Consider the following 17,302-nt stretch of genomic DNA (forward strand, 5'->3'; position numbering starts at 1 on the left):
GGAGAGATCGACATTGGAAAAGCTGCTCGTTATAAATGCCCATCCCAAAGTAGAGGACGATTCGTCCGTAAGTCTGCAGGTGCTTCGTCATTTTCTGGAGAACTACTCACAAGCGAACCCTGAAGGACCCATCGAACAAATCGATTTGTACCGGGAATATGTTCCTTGCATTGACCGAACCTTTCTGAGTCTTCAGGAAAAAAAGGGAAGAGCTGCGCGCTTGACGGAAGAAGAGCAGGCGCTGGACTCCCGGATGTCGGAAATTCTCCGACAATTTAAAAGTGCGGGCAAATACGTCATCGCCATGCCGCTGCATAACTTTAACGTTCCATCCAAGCTAAAAGACTATATGGATAATATTCTGATCGCCAAAGAGACCTTTGCCTATACGGATAAGGGCTCGGTCGGTCTGCTAAATGACGGCCGGCATGTACTTGTTATTCAAGCGAGCGACGGTATTTATACGAACCAGGATTGGTATACGGAAGTTGAGTATTCGCATAAATTTTTACAATCCATGTTCAGCTTTATGGGAGTCGATTATCAAATAATCCGCGCGCAAGGGAACTATTCCTTGACTAGGGAGGAAGTATTGGCTAAAGCTTTTCAAGAAGCGGAGTCTGCGGCCGTTTCCTTGGCAAGCCGGAAGTCTGCTCAAAGTGTATAGAAAGGATTCGTCGCCTGGCGAAAAAAGGGGAGAAGGAGTTCCACCGGTAACGTGCAGGGATTTGAGCGCAATGGGTTAGGCATTTTGAGTAACAATGGCGTTTACTTATAGCGGGAAAAACTTTTGGGGGGGCTTGATAATCGTTACGAGACCGGGTAAACGTGATGGTATCCGCAGCGAGGATTATTTCGAACGAAAACGAATCGTGCGGTGACCCCTTGCGCGTTCCCGGTCCCGGTTGTCACCGCTTGCTTGTTGAATGATCTTGTTAAAGCGTTGGCAAGGAATTCCCTTGCTGTCTCAGCTCTCCGAGGAAGCTTCCTCTTTATTCTCGTTAAACCACAGCGGATCATCGCAATCGACCTCGCCGTTATAGTTAATTAAAATTTCTTCGCCCGCCAGGATATCGGTGTAGGCAAAGAAATCTACCGTGTGATTGTCGAAGTTAAGGTCATAATACGCATTGGGCGTATAAGAGTGGTTAAACAGCATGCCGTATCCGAGCAGCAGGGCCGTATGGTTGGCTCCGTATTCAAACATATAATCGGCTAGCAATGTTTTCTCAATATGGACATGCTGTTCATTGGGGTAGGGAATGACGGGCGCTTCATGGATGAGCTCGCCTTTCGCTATATTCCGTGTTGCAAATACGCCTCTATTGAACTCTCCGTCGCTTAATGAAGAAGTTTTGATCTCTATCATATTGGTCACCTGCGCAATCTCGAATTGGAATACTGAAAGTATTAATTATAGCTTACTCCTGCTTGTCCGGCAAGCGAAGGTATTCGGAATCAACCGCTTACCGATACTCGCCATTGAGCGTGCGAGTATTTTCCTCTATAATAGTTTTATCTCAAAGCCGGGGAGTTGGTAACGATGGCAATGATCGATTGCCGGATTGGCTCAGCCTCATGCAAAGCCTAGATTAGAGGCGATACTTTGCATGGGCGGATTGTTATTCCTAACATCGCCCGAATTTACATTTATCGTTTCTAATACTTGGGTTTTGCACCTTATTTCCTCACTATAAAAAATAAGGGGCTGGACATCCATGCATGTACCATTTATTAGAAACCATCAGTATAACTTCATCAAGAAGCAAGCTGAGTCTCTGCAGCAGGCTCTGCGTACGATTGCCGATCCGAAGATTGTGGAATCCGTCAGATATAGCGCCGAAACCAAGATTAGTGAGTTGTTCCCGGACGCCGCGGATGAGCAAAAGCGTATGCTGGGTCAAATAGCCGGATTGAACACTTCAGAAGACTTTCACAGATATCTTGAGGCTCTAAAGCCGTATCGGATGGAATTTCCGTCCATTACGGCCAAGCAGATTCAAAAGCTGTTTCCGAAAAATAAGAAGCTCAAGCTGCCGGATCTGTCCGCGATCGACTATCGGCAGGTTTCGTATCTGAGCTGGACCGATATAGCAACCCAGAAGTTATTCATGGTCTATCCGATGAACGGTCAGTTCGTTGGCATCGAAGGCAGATATACGGATACGAATAAAAAAGGCTTCTGCTTCGTGTGCAACAAGTATGAGGAGCTGGTCTTATTCTCCGCGGTTTCCCGCAAAAGACCTGTTCACAGTTCCGCTGATTACTATAAAGCGGTCGGGAACTATGTGTGCGCGCACAGTCAGGAATGCAACAAGAACATCACAGATATGACCGCTTTAGAGCATTTCGTGGACACGGTCATCGGTTAAACAAGAAAACCATTGAATCTACGCATGTAGGTTCAATGGTTTTTTGGTACGCCGGACGCCGGGTCCGCAGACCGGCTCAGTTCTTAGCTTCGGTTCGCGCCAGCTCCTGGCGTACGAGCGGCGCTACCCGGGTGCCGAGCAATTCGATGGCGCGCAGCACCTCGCGGTGGGGCATTGTGCCGACGTTGACATGCAGGAAGAAGCGGGTAATGCCCAGATTTTTGCGCAGCAAAATAATTTTCTCTGCGACATATTCCGGATCGCCGACATACAGCGCTCCACGCAGACTGCGCGCGGCATCGAACGTGGACCGGGTGTATGACTGTCCCCAGCCGCGCTCGCGTCCGATGACGTTCATCTGGGCCTGCGTCGGGGCAAAAAACAAATCGGCAGCCTGATCGTTCGTATCCGCGACAAAGCCATGGGAGTGGGTGGCGATCTCCAGCTTGTCCGGATCATGTCCGGCTCGCTTGGCAGCTTCTTTATACAGTTTCACCAGCGGGGCAAAGCTTTCCGGCATGCCGCCGATGATGGCGAAGGCGATGGGAAGTCCCAGCATGCCGGCACGGATAGCCGATTGCGCGTTTCCGCCGCTTGCGATCCATACCGGCAGCGGGTCCTGCACGGATCGAGGATATACCGGCAGGTTGTGGATCGGCGCACGATGCTTGCCCTCCCAAGTCACCTTCTCCGAAGCCCGGATCGCCAGCAGCAGCTCAAGCTTCTCCTCGAACAACTCGTCGTAATCCTCCAGACTGTAGCCGAAGAGGGGGAAGGACTCGATGAACGAGCCGCGCCCGGCCATAATTTCGGCCCGGCCGTTAGAAATGCCGTCCAGTGTAGAGAACGCTTGATAGACCCTGACCGGGTCATCGGACGACAGAACGGTAACCGCGCTCGTGAGTCGTATCCGCTTGGTCGCGGCAGCCGCTGCCGCCAGCACCACAGCGGGGGCGGAGCCGGCGTAATCGGCGCGATGGTGTTCTCCGATTCCATAAACATCCAGGCCGACCTGGTCGGCCAGAATGATCTCTTCCACGGCATGGCGCAGCCGTTCGGCGTGACTGATGACCTCTCCTGTCACAGGATCTGGCGTTGCCTCCAAAAATGTGCTGATTCCTATTTCGATGTTGACAGCCCCATGGGCCATTGCACTCGCCTCCTTCATTTCTCTAGTGTACTCATTTTTTTAATGTTTCTCAAATTAAGTAAGCTGATAGCAGACTTACTGCCAGATTGCGCTTAACATTTCAGGCTTTACCTGCGAGCATCTTGACGGGTTCCGGACGCCCGCAGCGCCGGAGAAGCTGGAACAAGGCTGGCGCCTTTGCGCAAGAGTCGATAGAGATGGTCAATCCCGTCATAAGGTGGAGCTTGTTTATTCCCGAATTCGGAATTATTTACGGATACGATGACGAGAAGCAGGAGTTGTTACTGCAAAGTCCCGTCTCACGACGGTCTTAGGTGAGCGAACAAACATTTCCATCATGGCAGCAGCCGCATTTTCAATACTGGACGATGAGCTTGATCGTTTAAGCGAAATAATGGAAGAACGTCTTCGGGATTAAAGATTACATAATTAATATTATGTTATCTTTTGTATAGCAGAAAATTTAAATCCTTACACGACGAAATCTTAGAGGTAGTTTTCCTAAATCATATAGCATGTATCACTTCGGAGGAAGAGGGGGGAGAAACAGGACAAACCTTGAGACTGAAACCGGCTTCACCGGTCACGAAGAGGTTTCGTCTTATACAGCGGAAAGCGTAGCTCAAATGCTCCAGGAGGGGTTCGACCAAGGGAATGGCGATAAAATCAACTCGCTTGAAAGACTAAGAGAGCCAAGACATCAGGAAGCCAAGAAGCCGTATTGAGTACCGGGTTTATTACTCATAGCCTGGCGGATCATTTCACAAGCAAAAAGGATACATAACATTAGTTATGTATCCTTTTTGCTTGTGCGGTTATTCCATCCGGCACTATGTTCAAGCTGTCTCCGGAAATCGCCCGGAAGCTGGATAAAAACGACTTGATCCGCAAGGTCATCAGGTCGTACAGTAAACAGGTGAGCTGAGGAACCTTTCGCCGCCGTGCCGCCTGCTGTTTCATATGACGGCAACAAGTCCCCATCTGCACAGGCGGTGGGGACTTTATTATCAAAGAAAAGGAACGGTAAAAGGGACCTTAACATTGTCACAATTTGCTCGCTCCAGATAAGCTCCCCAATTCGGGACATTTACCGCATCACGGACTTCGTGATTTTCAGCTGCTGACGCCAGTAACTTCCTGTCCCGTCAAAGCCCGATACATCTCTCTGAACATTTTATTGTGAGCGCGCTCGTCGTTACGGATGCTTTCAATAATAGCCGCCTGTTCTTGGGAGGGGGCCAGATTGATCAGTTCATTGTAGAACAACTCATCGTTACGCTCCCCTTGCACCGCTTCCTTTATCAGTTGTACGGCTTTCGCAAATCCGGTGCTCCAGATAGGCACAAAGTCGACCCGCATATAATATAAACTTCTCCAGTATGAGGGTGCTTGATACATAGTTTTCTCCTCCTAACATTCGTTCATGAAGTATATGAGCATCCGCCCATTTCGGTTCCTATTGACGTTCCCGCCGTCTTCCTTTTCTTGAAACCTAAAAATTTTATCCGTTTTTCTCGGGTTCCTGGCTGTAGGATCAGCGCCAATTCATTATAATAAGCTGAGAGCCAACGTCTGTAACTTCGCGAAGAGGAGCCATCCATGATGAAGCACAAGCATGTGCTCCAATATATCAATCAGCATTTCAAAGTGAAGCTCATTTTGTCGCTGTCGGTCATTATTACCATCTGCTCGCTCGTCACCGGTTATATGTCTTACCGGATGAATTTGAACTTGTTTGAAAGCGAAATCAGCAAACAGTACTTGAAGACAAGCGAGCAAACGATCGAGCAGATCGGCTCCAAAATTCAGGACATTTATCGCATCACGGACTTCGTGGTTTTCAACACCCACGTGGAACGCACGGTGGAAAATATGCATGCCGATCCGCAGCCCGGAGAGAGCGTCGCGTATCGGAACTTCATGCTGGAGCGGAATCTGGAGAATGTCCTGCTGCCGCTCAAAAATGAAACGACACATATACGCGCCGTCTATATTGCGGACTTGCAAGGCTATAATATGTATTACAGCCAGGCGAACCCGTCGATTCAGCTTCAGTTTCCCGAGTTTTATGAACGGGTGAAAAAGGGGATGGATCATTCGTCGGCGGAAATTGTCTGGCAGCGGATGAATATCTCCGATCTCTATGAAGCGTCCGGAGAGAAGAGAAGCCTGGTCGCCTCGCGCTGGCTGAAGTCGACCGAGCAGCAGACGGTGTACGGCATGCTTATTCTTATTATTGACGAACAATACTTCGGCAGTTCGCTCGACCGGCTTATGGCCGGACAAACGGCCGGGGCCTACATCTACGATAAATACGACCGGCTGCTGTTCAGCCGGGAGCCCGAAGGCAGCCCCGGCTTCGAGCCAGCCCCGGGCAAGCGTCCCGGGAGCTTCATCGAGCACCGCGAAGGCAACGACTATTTATTTGTGAAGAGCGTCTACGAACCCCGTTCGTTCAAGCTTATCAGCGGTATTTCGCTCGCAGATATCAAGGCGAAGGGGCGCACGGTTTATCATTTTGCTCTCGCCTTCGGTCTTGTCAGCATTGTGCTGATGGCGGTCAGCGTCTCGTTCTTCAGCGGCAAAATGCTGAAGCCGCTGCATGTGCTCGTGAGGGCGATGCAGCGGGTGCGCGAAGGCAGCCTGCGGACCGCCATACCGCGTACGTCGAATGACGAGTTTGCTTTTCTCACGGACAGCTTTAATCAAATGGCGGCGGACATTCAGTCGCTCATCCAGGAAGTGTACGTCAGCAAACTGAGCGAGCAGGAGGCCGAGCTCAAGGCGCTGCAGGCGCAGCTGAATCCCCATTTTCTGCATAACGCGCTTAATTCGATTTATTGGAAAATCATGCTGCTGTATGACGACGAAGAAACGGCGGCGCTCGTCACGAGCTTGTCGGAGCTGCTGCGCTACTCGCTCGCCCCTGTATCGACGCCAAGTACGCTGCGGGACGAGCTCGCGCAAATCCGGAACTATATCCGGATTCAGGAAGCGCGGCATGGCGACGAGCTGCAGGTCAGCATCGAAGCGCCGAAGGAGCTCATGGGCTGCCGCATGCAGCGATTGCTGCTGCAGCCGCTTGTCGAAAACGTCTTCGTTCATGCTTTTATGGATCAGACGGCAAGCAAGCGGCTGGCCATTCGCGTCAGCCGCCGGGAGGCTGATATGTTCGTTGAAATCGAAGATAACGGGCACGGCATATCGCCTGACATGATTCATCGGTTGCTGGATGACCGCACGCTGTACGACGAGCGCGGCGAACGGGAGCGGCTCGGGGTGCGCAACGTGCTGCGCCGCATTTATTTGGTGCACGGCGAGTCGTACGGGCTGGAAATCCAGCGTTTGCCGGAAGGAACGCTAGTTCGTGTCAAGCTGCCATATGAAGAGGAAACGGGTCGCTTGGAGGAAGGGGGACAGCAATATGCGCATCCTGTTAGTTGAAGACGAGCCTTTATTCCGTAAAGGTCTGGCCAAAATGATTGCGGGCAGCGAAGCGAGCTGGGATGTTTGCGGCGAGGCGGAGAACGGCCAGGAGGCCGAACAGCTCATTGCCGAGCTGCAGCCCGATCTCATCGTCACGGATATCCGGATGCCGGTCATGGACGGGCTGGAGCTGCTGCAGCGCACCAAGGCCGCCTTCCCGGATATCGAGTTTATCGTCATTACCGGGTTTCAGGATTTTCAATACGCACAGGCGGCGCTGCGCAGCGGTGCGCTCGATCTGCTCGTTAAGCCGTGCAGCAAGCAGGATATGCACGATGCGCTGACCAAAGCAGATATATTCGTGCAAAAGAAACGGACGGCTGCCCGCAAGAAGGCGAGCGAGCGCCAGCTGCTCCAGGAAAATGCGCTGCGCGCCATTTTTCTGCGCTTTCCGTATCGGCCGGAGGCGGCGGCCGAGCTGGAGCAGAAGCTTCGCTCCACTAAGCTGATCGTGCTGCACGTAGCCGATTTTCTCCCGCCAGAGCGGAGCTATACGAAGCGCGATGTGCCCTTGCTGCAATTCGCGGTCTTGAACATCATGGGCGAGCTCCTCGACGCGCATCGGTCCTGGAGCATGCTGCTGCTGATTGAGGCAGGGCGCTTCGCCCTGCTGCTGCCTCCGGGAGCCGAGGCCGAGGTGCAGCGGCTTCTTGACGCGGCTTGCACCACAGTGCGGCAGCTGCTCGGCTTGACGGTCGCGGCGCATGAAGCCGGCGTCGTCTCCAGCCTCGGCGGGCTTGCCGACATGTACGAGGCAGCCCTGGCGAACAGCGCGCAGAGCCGCGCCTCCAGGGATCGGGACGAGCAGCCGGAAGCGGCTCTGCCGGTTAACCGCGTCCGGCAGCAGCTCATAGGCGCTCAGGCGGCGGCTTTCATTATGGCCGGCCAAGCGGAAGCTTTGCAGCAATATTTGGATGGGCTGATGAAAGAAATGAGCGCCCTGGACGCCGAAGCTCTGCCGATCGAAGCATTGTCGCTCAGCTTTGCGCTGCAGGATGCGGCTCGCAAGCAGCTGGAGCGGGAGTCCGATGCGCGCAGCTTGTCGGAACGGATCGGCAAGCTGAACGAATGTCGCAGCAAGGATGAAGTGTGCGCGTGGATGAAGGCGGAGACCGAGCGGTTTATGCGTCATTATGAGGAATGGCAGAGCCGGTACAGCTCCAACGCGGTGTCTCGGGCGATCCGCTATATCGAAGAGCACTACGCCGAGCAGCTGTCGCTGCAGCAGGTCGCTTCGCATGTGCATCTGAACGCCGCTTATTTCAGCCACCTGTTCAAAAAAGAAACCGGCCGCAGCTTCGTCAATTTCCTGATCGACGTTCGCATGGACAAGGCGAAGCTGCTGCTGTCCAATACGAATTTGAACGTTACGGAAGTGTCGGGCAAGGTGGGGTACGATTTGCCGAATTATTTTGCCAAGCTGTTCAAAATCAACACGGGCTTAACGCCCAAGGAGTATCGCAAGCACCATATGATATAAGGGGGAGCGGACATGCTGCATGAGCTCAAGCGTGCGGCCCTGCCGCTACTGGCGGCTGGCGCGCTGGCCGCCGTCACGGCAAGCTGCTCGGCAAGCCCGGGATATACCCGCAATGAAAACGCGCCGCAAGCTTCGGAGCGGGAACAGATCACCGTGACCGTCTACGACCGCGGCAACGTTCCGTCCAGCGAAGGCACGATCGAGAACAACAAAATTACGAAGTGGATCAACGAAACCGCAGATGTGGAAGCGAGATTCGTGGCCGTGCCGCGCTCGCAGGCGGAGCAGAAGCTGAACGCGCTGTTCGCTTCCGGCGAAGGGCCGGACCTCATGATGGAATATGCGCCGCAAATTAAAAATACGTTGATCGACCGCAAGATGGTGCGCCCGATTGACGATATGATCGAGCGCTACAGCACGACCTATAAGCAGCTGCTGGCCAAGTACCCGGCGCTGCGCAAGGCGGGAACCGGATCGGACGGCAAGTTGTACCAGTTCGGGCGCATTAACGAGACGATTCCGACTCGGGGCTTCTTCATACGAGCCGATTGGCTGAAGAAGCTCCACCTGGCGGTTCCGACGACGACGGAGGAGCTGTACGAAGTGGCGAAAGCGTTCACGGAGCAGGATCCTGACGGCAACGGAATCAACGACACGTACGGCATCGCCTTGTCGGGCAGCTCGGGCTATGTCCTGAGCGAAATGTTCGGCGTGACGTACCCGAATTTCGTTGTCCAAGACGGCGAACTGGTGCATGGCTGGGACCATATCGAGGCGCTGACGGCGTTCAAGCGGAAGCTGTACAGCGAAGGTCTGGTGGACCCGAACTTTTTAAGCGACAAGAACGGGGCCAGGGCGAAGAAGGATTTTCTGAACAATCGCATCGGCATGTTCATGGACCAGTTTAACGTGCCGATGACGTTCTACACCGACACTTACGTGCCGCTGAAGCGCAACGTGCCGAGTGCCGAGCTGGCGGTCATCCCGTACCCGGCGACGCCGGTGGGACGGTTCAATTCGATCTTCGTCAATCCGATTCAAATGACGGCAGTTGTCAATGCCGAAACCAAGCACCCGGAAGCCGTCATGAAATACGTCGATTTCGCTTCCTCCGAGAAGTTCATGAAGACGATGTACTATGGCTTTGAAGGCGTCCACAGCAAGACCGAGCCCGGAAAATGCCCGGTCATGACAGATTTGGGCAAATGGATGACGGAATTCAATTACGCCATCGGCGACTTTGCGATGCTGGCCTCGCCGATTTTGGCCGGCAACTGCTATTATGCCGCTGAGAAGCTGGATTCGCGCGATCCGCTGCAGCAGGACGTCAAGAACATGTTTGAACTGAACTCGGCGTATGTGGATTTCAGTTTGCCGATCGCAGGTCCCACGAACTCCGAGCAATTGCCGCAGCTGCCCAAGGAGCTGCAGACGATCTTGACCGGCACGAGGAACCAGGTCGATGTCGATGCCGGCGATATTTGGATCAAGGCGATCGTGACGCCGGACTATACGCCGGAGCAAGCGAAGCGGGACGCGATAGCGGCGTGGGAGAAGGCGGGGGGCAAGCAGGTCGACGACTGGTACCGGAATTTTTACGCGCACGACAGACACAGCATCATCTTGACGCAAGACATCTATGAAATGTTCAAGGAACAGCGCGCCGCGCAAGGCAAATGACTAACGGATTACGAGCAGCAGCTCGGAGGCTTCGGCTTCCGGGCTGCTGCTTTTTAATTGCTGTACCGCAAACTAAAGATATTATCCGGATTCCCATAATTCCTAGATGTTGCAAGGGGGGGGCGCATATTACACTGATGTAGACAAATCGAAGGTGGAGGTGAACGCTGTGCTCAGTTATTTGAACAAGAAGAAATATTTATATTTACTGCTTTTTCCTTGCGTCGTGTACTTCCTCATATTCAATTACATGCCGATGTACGGCGTGCTGATGGCGTTCAAGGACTTTGATTTCTCAAAAGGGATTCTCCATAGCCCTTGGGTCGGACTGGACAACTTCAAGTATATGTTCAGCCTAAGCGATTTTTACCAGGTGTTCTGGAACTCCTTTTATTTGGGTGTGCTGCGGATCGTGTTTGGCTTCCCGCTGCCGATTATATTGGCCTTGATGCTGAATGAAATACGCAACATGACTTATCAGCGCGTGACGCAAACCATCATTTACCTCCCGCATTTTATTTCCTGGGTTGTCATAGGCGGCATTCTCGTCAATTTCCTGTCGCCGGCTTGGGGACTCGTCAACATTTTCCTGAAGCAGCTCGGCTTCGACCCGGTATTTTTCCTCGCCGACCCGGACTATTTCCGACCGGTCGTCGTGCTGAGCACCATCTGGAAGGAAGCGGGCTGGGGCAGCATTATTTATTTGGCTGCGATCGCCGGCATCAACTCCGAGCTGTACGAATCGGCGAGTATCGACGGCGCAAGCCGGCTGCAAAAAATGTGGTACGTGACGCTGCCGGGGATTAAGTCGACGATCGTCATTTTGCTTATTTTGCGGCTGGGACAAGTCATGAATAACGGCTTTGAGCAAATTTTCGTGCTGCAAAACCCGATGAACCTGAACGTCTCGGAAGTGTTCGAGACTTATGCGTACCGGGTCGGCATCCTCGGCGGAAGGTTCTCCTTCGGTACGACTGTCGGACTGTTCACGTCAGTGATCGGCCTCATCTTCCTGCTGGCCGGTAACCGTATCGCCAAGCTGCTGAAGGAGGACGGCATATGGTAATCGGCACGGCATATCGACGAGGAGGGCGGTACTTGTGAAAATCCGATCGTTCGGAGATAAAACGTTTGATGTCATCAATTATGTGTTTGTCACCTTGTTTTCTCTGGCTTGCTTGTTCCCGTTTCTTTACGTAGCTTCCTTTTCCGTAACGCCTTATGCCGAATATTTGGAAAATCCGATGAAGCTCATTCCGAGCCAAATCGAGTTGGGCGCATACAAGCAAATTTTGCACATGCCGCTGATGTGGACCGGTTACCGGAACACGATCCTTATAACGGTCATAGGCGTAGCGATCAACATCGTTCTGATGCTTATCTCCGCGTACCCGCTGTCCAAAACGGACCTGAAAGGCCGCAACGTCGTGCTTGTGCTCATCACCTTCACGATGTTTTTCAACGGCGGGCTCATCCCGAACTTTTATCTGGTGAAGGAGCTGCATCTGTATAACACGCTGTGGAGTATGATTTTGCCCGGGGCGCTGAGCGCCTACAACCTGATTCTAATGAAAAACTTCGTCGGTGCCATCCCGCCGAGCCTGGAGGAAGCCGCCTTCATCGACGGCGCCAACGAGCTGAAGGTGTTATGGAAAATTATCGTGCCGCTGTCGAAGCCGGCGATCGCCACGTTCGTCATCTTCCATGCGGTCGCGCAGTGGAACACGTTTTTCGCGGCGGTCATGTACACGTCCAAGCGGGATTTGTGGCCGCTGATGCTTATCTTACGCGATCTGGTCGTGGACGACGGCGGGCTTGCGAAGGATGCGATGGACGCCAGCAGCGCCGGCGTGACGGTGTTTACGATCAAGATGGCGATTATTATTTTCGCATCGCTTCCCATTTTGCTCGTGTATCCGTTCCTTCAGCGGTTTTTCATGCAAGGTTTGCTCGTCGGCTCGATTAAAGGGTAGTCCAACCATTCGGTTATAGCTGCAGCTTGTTGCAGTTGTAATATAATTAAATTACGAGGGAGTCGTGGAAAATGGAAAATAAACGCAAAGTAGGCGCTATCGCCGGCGCAACGCTGCTGGCTGTATTCGCCGCAGGCTGCAGCACGGGCCCGGATTCGTCCGGAGGCAGTAACGGGGGCGCAGCGTCCGGCAAAAACGAGCCGGTCACCCTCACCATGTTCAATCGGGTCAACGCGCAGATCGCCGTCGACAATAACCCGGTTCTCGCCGAGGCGGGCAGGCTGGCGAATGTGAAGCTGTCTCTGGAAGCGCCGCCGATCAACAACTACAACGACAAGCTGCAGGTGCTTATGGCCTCCGGCGATCTGCCGGATCTGATCTATAACTGGGGCGGCGCCGATTCCAATATGGAAACCTGGGCCAAGAACGGTCTGCTCACACCGCTCGATGACAAAATCGCCCAGTATCCGAACCTGACCAAAAACATCACGAAAGAAATGTGGGAAGGCGTCAGGTCGGTGAACGACGGCAAAATTTACATCGTGCCGCGCACCAACATCGTCAATCATTGGGGCTATATCATTAATCAGACTTGGCTGGACAAGCTGAATCTGAAAGCGCCGACGACGCTCGACGAATTTACGAACGTCTGCAAGGCGTTTGCGCAAAACGACCCCGACGGCAACGGCAAGGCGGATACGTATTGTCTCAGCTTCTCCAACCCGACGCTTGGCTCCAATACGATTTGGAACGCGTCGTACTTCTTGGCGTCCGCGTTCAGCTTGCCGATTGTGAGCGGAGCGAAGGATACGGACGGCAATTACAAAATCAAGGAGAAAATGTCCGGTTACATCCCTTTCCTGACTTACTTGAAGAAGCTGAACGACGAGAAATTGATCGATCCGGAGTTTCTGGTCAACAAAATTTACGTCGATCAGGACAAATTGAACCAAAACCGTGTCGGCATCAACATCGCGCATCAGTACACGGTCATGGCCAACTTGTCCAAGGATAAGGATTCCGACAAGAAATATACGTACCACGCTCCTTTGAAGGATAGCAGAGGCATAGCGAGCGATTGGGTAACGCAGGCGACGTGGGGCGGATGGATGATTCCGAAATCGTCGAAGAATGTGGACGAGGCTTTGAAATTTTTGGACTGGGGCAATACGGCGGAAGCCAACACGTTGTTCCAAATCGGTATCAAAGGGCTTACGTATGACAGCTACGATCCGGCTACGAAAAGCATATCGCGTACCGCCGATCAGACAACGAAGCTTGTCAGCACAACGAGCACTTACATGACGATCGCCAATGCTATCGACGGCGAACCGGCACTGATCGAAAATGCCGATACGCCGGAGCGGATGAAAATCTACAAGACGCAGCTGGACGAGGCGATGAAGCAGGTGACGGTTATCAACGTGCCGGTCGTACGGTCGCCGAAAATTTTGAACCTCAGCAAATCGATTCCGGATCTGATGAAGAAGAAAGACGAGCAGGAGATGCAGTTCATTCTCGGAAAGATTTCGGAGCAGCAATTTAAAGACTTCCTGGAGAAGGAATGGTACCCGGCTACAGCTGACGCCGAGAAAGAATACATCGAGTATATGAACAAATTAGGCAAATAAAGCCGATACGAAGGAGATTAGCTATGTCCACGAATAAAAATCAAACGCTTATCGGTCCGCTGCAGTCGAGTCCGGTCATTCACCGTCATCCGGCTAATCCATTGCTGTCGCCGAAGGATGTGCCTTACGGCCCGGCGATGGTATTTAACGCTGGCGTTACCAAATACGAAGGCCAATACGTGATGGTATTCCGCAACGATTACGGCAATGCCGAAGCGGAAACCGTCGAGCCTGCCCGCACGACCAATCTGGGTCTGGCGCTGAGCGACGACGGCGTGCATTGGAACGTTCAGCCGCAGCCTGTCTGGTCCTGGAACGATGAAGAGATCGTGCGTGTGTACGACCCCAGATTAACCGTCATGGACGGCAGATGTTATATGTGCTTTGCGGTCGATACGAAGCACGGGGTGCGAGGCGGCATTGCCGTCACGGACGACTTCCACAACTTCGACGTGCTCAGCATGTCGGTGCCGGACAACCGGAACATGGTGTTGTTCCCGGAACGGATCGGCGGCAAGTACGTCCGTCTGGAACGTCCGTTCCCGGTATACGGCCGCGGCGGCGTCGACCGCTTCGATACGTGGCTGAGTGATTCGCCGGATCTGCGTTATTGGGGCGACTCCAAGCTCGTGCTAGGGGTGGAGGACGTGCCGTTCGCCAACGATAAGGTTGGCCCGGGCGCACCGCCGATTAAGACCGCCAAGGGCTGGCTGACAACGTTCCACGCCGTCGATATCGATCAGAATCGCGGCAAGAACGGCTGGGAGCGGGCATGGAAGAAACGGTATTCGGCCGGCATCATGCTGCTCGATCTGGAAGACCCGAGCAGGATCGTAGGCATGAGCAAGTCGCCGCTGCTCGCTCCGGAAGCTGCATACGAGACATCCGGCGGATTCCGCAACGATGTCATTTTCCCGGGCGGCATGATTCTGGAGCCTTCGGGCGAAGTAAAAATATACTACGGCGCGGCCGATACGGTGGAATGCTTGGCGACCGCCCATGTGGACGATCTGCTCGGGCTTTGTCTGCAGCCGTAGGCTTGAAAACACGATGGATAGGTGTGGTGAACATTGACTCTGCAAGCGCAGAAAATACAGTTTGAAGCAGCCAAACAAATTTATGAAAGTACAACCGTCGCTTTTCGCGGCGTGGACGGCTTTGACGTCTATAATGTTTCGATTCCGTTCGTCCGGGACGGAAAGCGATATATATTCGGGCGGGTTGAACGGCGCGAGGAATGGGCGCGCTCCTGGGTACGCCTGTTCGAGGAGACGGGACAGGATGAATGGACGGTCGTGAAGGACAGCATGATTTATACGCTGGAGGACCCTTACATCACCGAGTTCGGGAATGAGCTTGTGATGGGCGGGACGCATGTGCAATATGATCGGGGGAAATACAGCACGTTCTTCGGCTATTTCTTCCGAGGCACGGACCTCCACAATTTGTACTACTTTACGACCGGGCCCAACAAAATGAAAGATATTCGCCTCGTACCGTTAGCGGACGGCAGGATCGGCGTTTTCTCGCGTCCGCGCCACGCGGACATGAAAGTCAAATACGGAAGCGAATCCATGATCGGCTTCACGATCATTGGCAGTCTCGAAGAGCTTACGGCGGAAGTCATCGAGAACGCCCCGTACATTTACGGCATATTCGGACAAGGCGAATGGGGAGGCGTTAACCAGGCTTACCTGCTGGACAGCGGCAAAATCGGCGTTATCGGCCATATTTGCTACCAGGATAAAGATGAGAGCGGAGACGTCGTGAAGGTGTATCTGAACATGGCGTTCATCTTTGATCCCATCACGCGCGAGTCATCGAACCTGCATCTGATTGGAAGCCGTTCCTGCTATCCGCCGGGACCTGCGAAGGCGCCGCATCTCGTCGACTGCGTCTTTGCATCAGGCATTGTCATGCGTCCGGACGGCAAAGCGGATCTTTACAGCGGCATCGGAGATTGTCAGGTTGGGCGCATTGCGATCGATTATCCGTTCGAGGGATATGGACGCATCGTGTAGTTGAATAAAGTGACGCAGCGGCAGAGCAGGGACTTTCGGTTCCTGACCTGCCGCTGCTTTTTTTCGAGCCGCATAATAAAAAATAACTATAGCGATGAACTCACTTGCGGTCTCTTAAACGGAAAGTTATGGTTAAGCTAGCGCCCACGGGATGTGGCTGAACGCTATTATCTAAAATGAGGAAGGATGCCTGGTTCATGAAAATTATCGTTACAGGAGCAACAGGCCGGCTTGGAAGTCTTGCCATACGGCATCTGCTTAACAAAGTACCGGCTAACGGTATGGCCGCGGTCGTTCGAAATCTCGATAAAGCCGCTCCTCTGGCAGAACTGGGGATCGAGATTCGCCAGGCGGATTATAACAACCCTGAATCTCTTCAGACTGCTTTTCAAGAGGGGAGCAAGCTGCTGTTTATATCCAGCTCGGCAGCGGATGATCCTTTGCGCATTGTTCAGCACGCCAACGTTGTCAAAGCGGCACGAGATCAGCATATTCGGCATATAGCCTATACCAGCTTTGCTTTTGCCGAAGACAATCCGTTTGCTCATGTGCATCTGGCTACCGAGTATGCGATTCGCACGACTCATATTCCCTACACCTTCTTGCGCAACGGAGGTTATGCCGATTTTTTTATTAACTCATCCCTGCAAACCTGCATACAGAACGGGGTGATAACAACGAATACCGGCAAGGGTAAAATAAATGCGGTCAGCCGCAACGATCTGGCTCTGGCTGCGGCAACCGCTCTGACAGAGAGCGGACATGAAAACAAGTCATATAACCTTGTTTCCAACAATCCGTGGAGTTTTGACGATTTGGCGGCTATTCTCACCGAGGTCTCGGGAACGAGCGTAATCCATCAGCCGATTTCCATGGAAGAGGAGAAGAGCCTGCTCGTGCGCTCCGGCATGCCGGAAGCTTTGGCGGAAATGACGGCTTTTATCTATAGCACCGTAGCAGAGGGGAAAATGGAGAGAACGGCCGATGATTTGCAGAAGCTGATCGGGCATACGACTTCCATCAAGCAGTTGGTCGTCGAGGCTTTGCACCAATAGACAAAGTGAGTGGACACCCGTTCCCGGCGAGCGGCGTGTCCATTTTTTTAAGAGTAAAGAAAGTTATGGTGGTATTTTTCTAAAGACTTGAAATTTGTAGCGATATCTTAGTACAATGGTTTTATGACTACTCAAAAAACAATAAATGATGAGCTCAGAGTCAAAATATTTAAGGCGTTAGCTGATGAAACAAGATTGGACATCATACGAGCTCTATACGCCAGCAAGAAGGAGATGAATTGTGGAGAAGTAGGACATATTCGCGATACTACGAAATCGAATACATCGTATCACTTGCGTACTTTAAAGGAGGCGAAACTGATCAAGGTACGAAAAGAAGCTCAAGCGAAGTATATGAGCATCGATTTGGAGACATTTCAAACTTACCTACCCGGATTTCTGGATACGTTGTAGAAAGAAATTCTTTTTTTTCTTCATTAGTTCAATAATATTT

At 52.7% G+C, this 17,302-nt stretch carries 15 protein-coding genes; 12 read left to right on the top strand and 3 right to left on the bottom strand.

Annotated features, from left to right (window positions below; all coding sequences use genetic code 11):
• Nucleotides 1-13: 13 nt before the first annotated feature.
• Entirely contained in the window at nt 14-667 is a 654-nt protein-coding gene (locus BLR08_RS06465) for an FMN-dependent NADH-azoreductase (RefSeq protein WP_072327339.1), read from the top strand.
• Nucleotides 668-967: 300 nt separating this feature from the next.
• Here BLR08_RS06465 and BLR08_RS06470 read toward each other — a convergent pair whose 3' ends face one another.
• Complete coding sequence (locus tag BLR08_RS06470) at nt 968-1,369, bottom strand: SET domain-containing protein (RefSeq protein ID WP_072327338.1); 402 nt, start codon at nt 1,367-1,369, stop codon at nt 968-970.
• A gap of 349 nt (nt 1,370-1,718) precedes the next feature.
• Between BLR08_RS06470 and BLR08_RS06475 the strand changes: the two genes are divergently transcribed.
• Complete coding sequence (locus tag BLR08_RS06475; protein ID WP_072327337.1) at nt 1,719-2,372, top strand: FusB/FusC family EF-G-binding protein; 654 nt, start codon at nt 1,719-1,721, stop codon at nt 2,370-2,372.
• A 76-nt stretch (nt 2,373-2,448) separates the two neighbouring features.
• Here the strand turns inward: BLR08_RS06475 and BLR08_RS06480 are convergent, their stop codons facing one another.
• A complete protein-coding gene (locus BLR08_RS06480) occupies nt 2,449-3,522 on the bottom strand; it encodes an LLM class flavin-dependent oxidoreductase (RefSeq protein ID WP_083536547.1) in 1,074 nt (357 codons plus the stop codon).
• A 1,113-nt stretch (nt 3,523-4,635) separates the two neighbouring features.
• Nucleotides 4,636-4,920 carry a ferritin family protein gene (locus BLR08_RS06490; RefSeq protein ID WP_371117111.1) on the bottom strand — a complete coding sequence of 95 codons (285 nt, stop codon included), beginning with the start codon at nt 4,918-4,920 and terminating at the stop codon, nt 4,636-4,638.
• A 201-nt stretch (nt 4,921-5,121) separates the two neighbouring features.
• Here BLR08_RS06490 and BLR08_RS06495 point away from each other — a divergent pair, with 201 nt between their 5' ends.
• From BLR08_RS06495 to BLR08_RS06540, 10 genes are all read left to right on the top strand, one after another.
• Complete coding sequence (locus BLR08_RS06495; RefSeq protein WP_072327335.1) at nt 5,122-6,966, top strand: cache domain-containing sensor histidine kinase; 1,845 nt, start codon at nt 5,122-5,124, stop codon at nt 6,964-6,966.
• Nucleotides 6,947-8,488, top strand: coding sequence for a response regulator (locus BLR08_RS06500; protein WP_072327334.1), 1,542 nt, complete (start codon nt 6,947-6,949; stop codon nt 8,486-8,488). The genes BLR08_RS06495 and BLR08_RS06500 overlap by 20 nt, the downstream gene beginning before the upstream one ends.
• Nucleotides 8,489-8,500: 12 nt before the next feature.
• A complete protein-coding gene (locus tag BLR08_RS06505; RefSeq protein ID WP_072327333.1) occupies nt 8,501-10,168 on the top strand; it encodes an extracellular solute-binding protein in 1,668 nt (555 codons plus the stop codon).
• A 169-nt stretch (nt 10,169-10,337) separates the two neighbouring features.
• Nucleotides 10,338-11,234, top strand: coding sequence for an ABC transporter permease (locus tag BLR08_RS06510; RefSeq protein ID WP_256257316.1), 897 nt, complete (start codon nt 10,338-10,340; stop codon nt 11,232-11,234).
• A 34-nt stretch (nt 11,235-11,268) separates the two neighbouring features.
• Complete coding sequence (locus BLR08_RS06515; RefSeq protein ID WP_072327331.1) at nt 11,269-12,141, top strand: carbohydrate ABC transporter permease; 873 nt, start codon at nt 11,269-11,271, stop codon at nt 12,139-12,141.
• Nucleotides 12,142-12,212: 71 nt separating this feature from the next.
• On the top strand, nt 12,213-13,772 hold the full coding sequence (locus BLR08_RS06520) for an extracellular solute-binding protein (protein WP_072327330.1): 1,560 nt from the start codon (nt 12,213-12,215) through the stop codon (nt 13,770-13,772).
• A gap of 23 nt (nt 13,773-13,795) precedes the next feature.
• Nucleotides 13,796-14,809 carry a glycoside hydrolase family 130 protein gene (locus tag BLR08_RS06525; RefSeq protein WP_083536539.1) on the top strand — a complete coding sequence of 338 codons (1,014 nt, stop codon included), beginning with the start codon at nt 13,796-13,798 and terminating at the stop codon, nt 14,807-14,809.
• 33 nt (nt 14,810-14,842) lie between these two features.
• Nucleotides 14,843-15,793: a DUF1861 family protein gene (locus BLR08_RS06530; protein ID WP_072327328.1), complete on the top strand. Its 951-nt coding sequence runs from the start codon at nt 14,843-14,845 to the stop codon at nt 15,791-15,793.
• A gap of 197 nt (nt 15,794-15,990) precedes the next feature.
• Nucleotides 15,991-16,848 carry an SDR family oxidoreductase gene (locus tag BLR08_RS06535; RefSeq protein WP_072327327.1) on the top strand — a complete coding sequence of 286 codons (858 nt, stop codon included), beginning with the start codon at nt 15,991-15,993 and terminating at the stop codon, nt 16,846-16,848.
• Between the two features lie 123 nt (nt 16,849-16,971).
• A complete protein-coding gene (locus BLR08_RS06540; RefSeq protein ID WP_072327326.1) occupies nt 16,972-17,262 on the top strand; it encodes an ArsR/SmtB family transcription factor in 291 nt (96 codons plus the stop codon).
• The last annotated feature ends 40 nt before the right edge of the window (nt 17,263-17,302 follow it).

This window comes from Paenibacillus sp. cl123 (genome assembly GCF_900101595.1).
Classification (GTDB): Bacteria; Bacillota; Bacilli; order Paenibacillales; family NBRC-103111; genus Paenibacillus_G.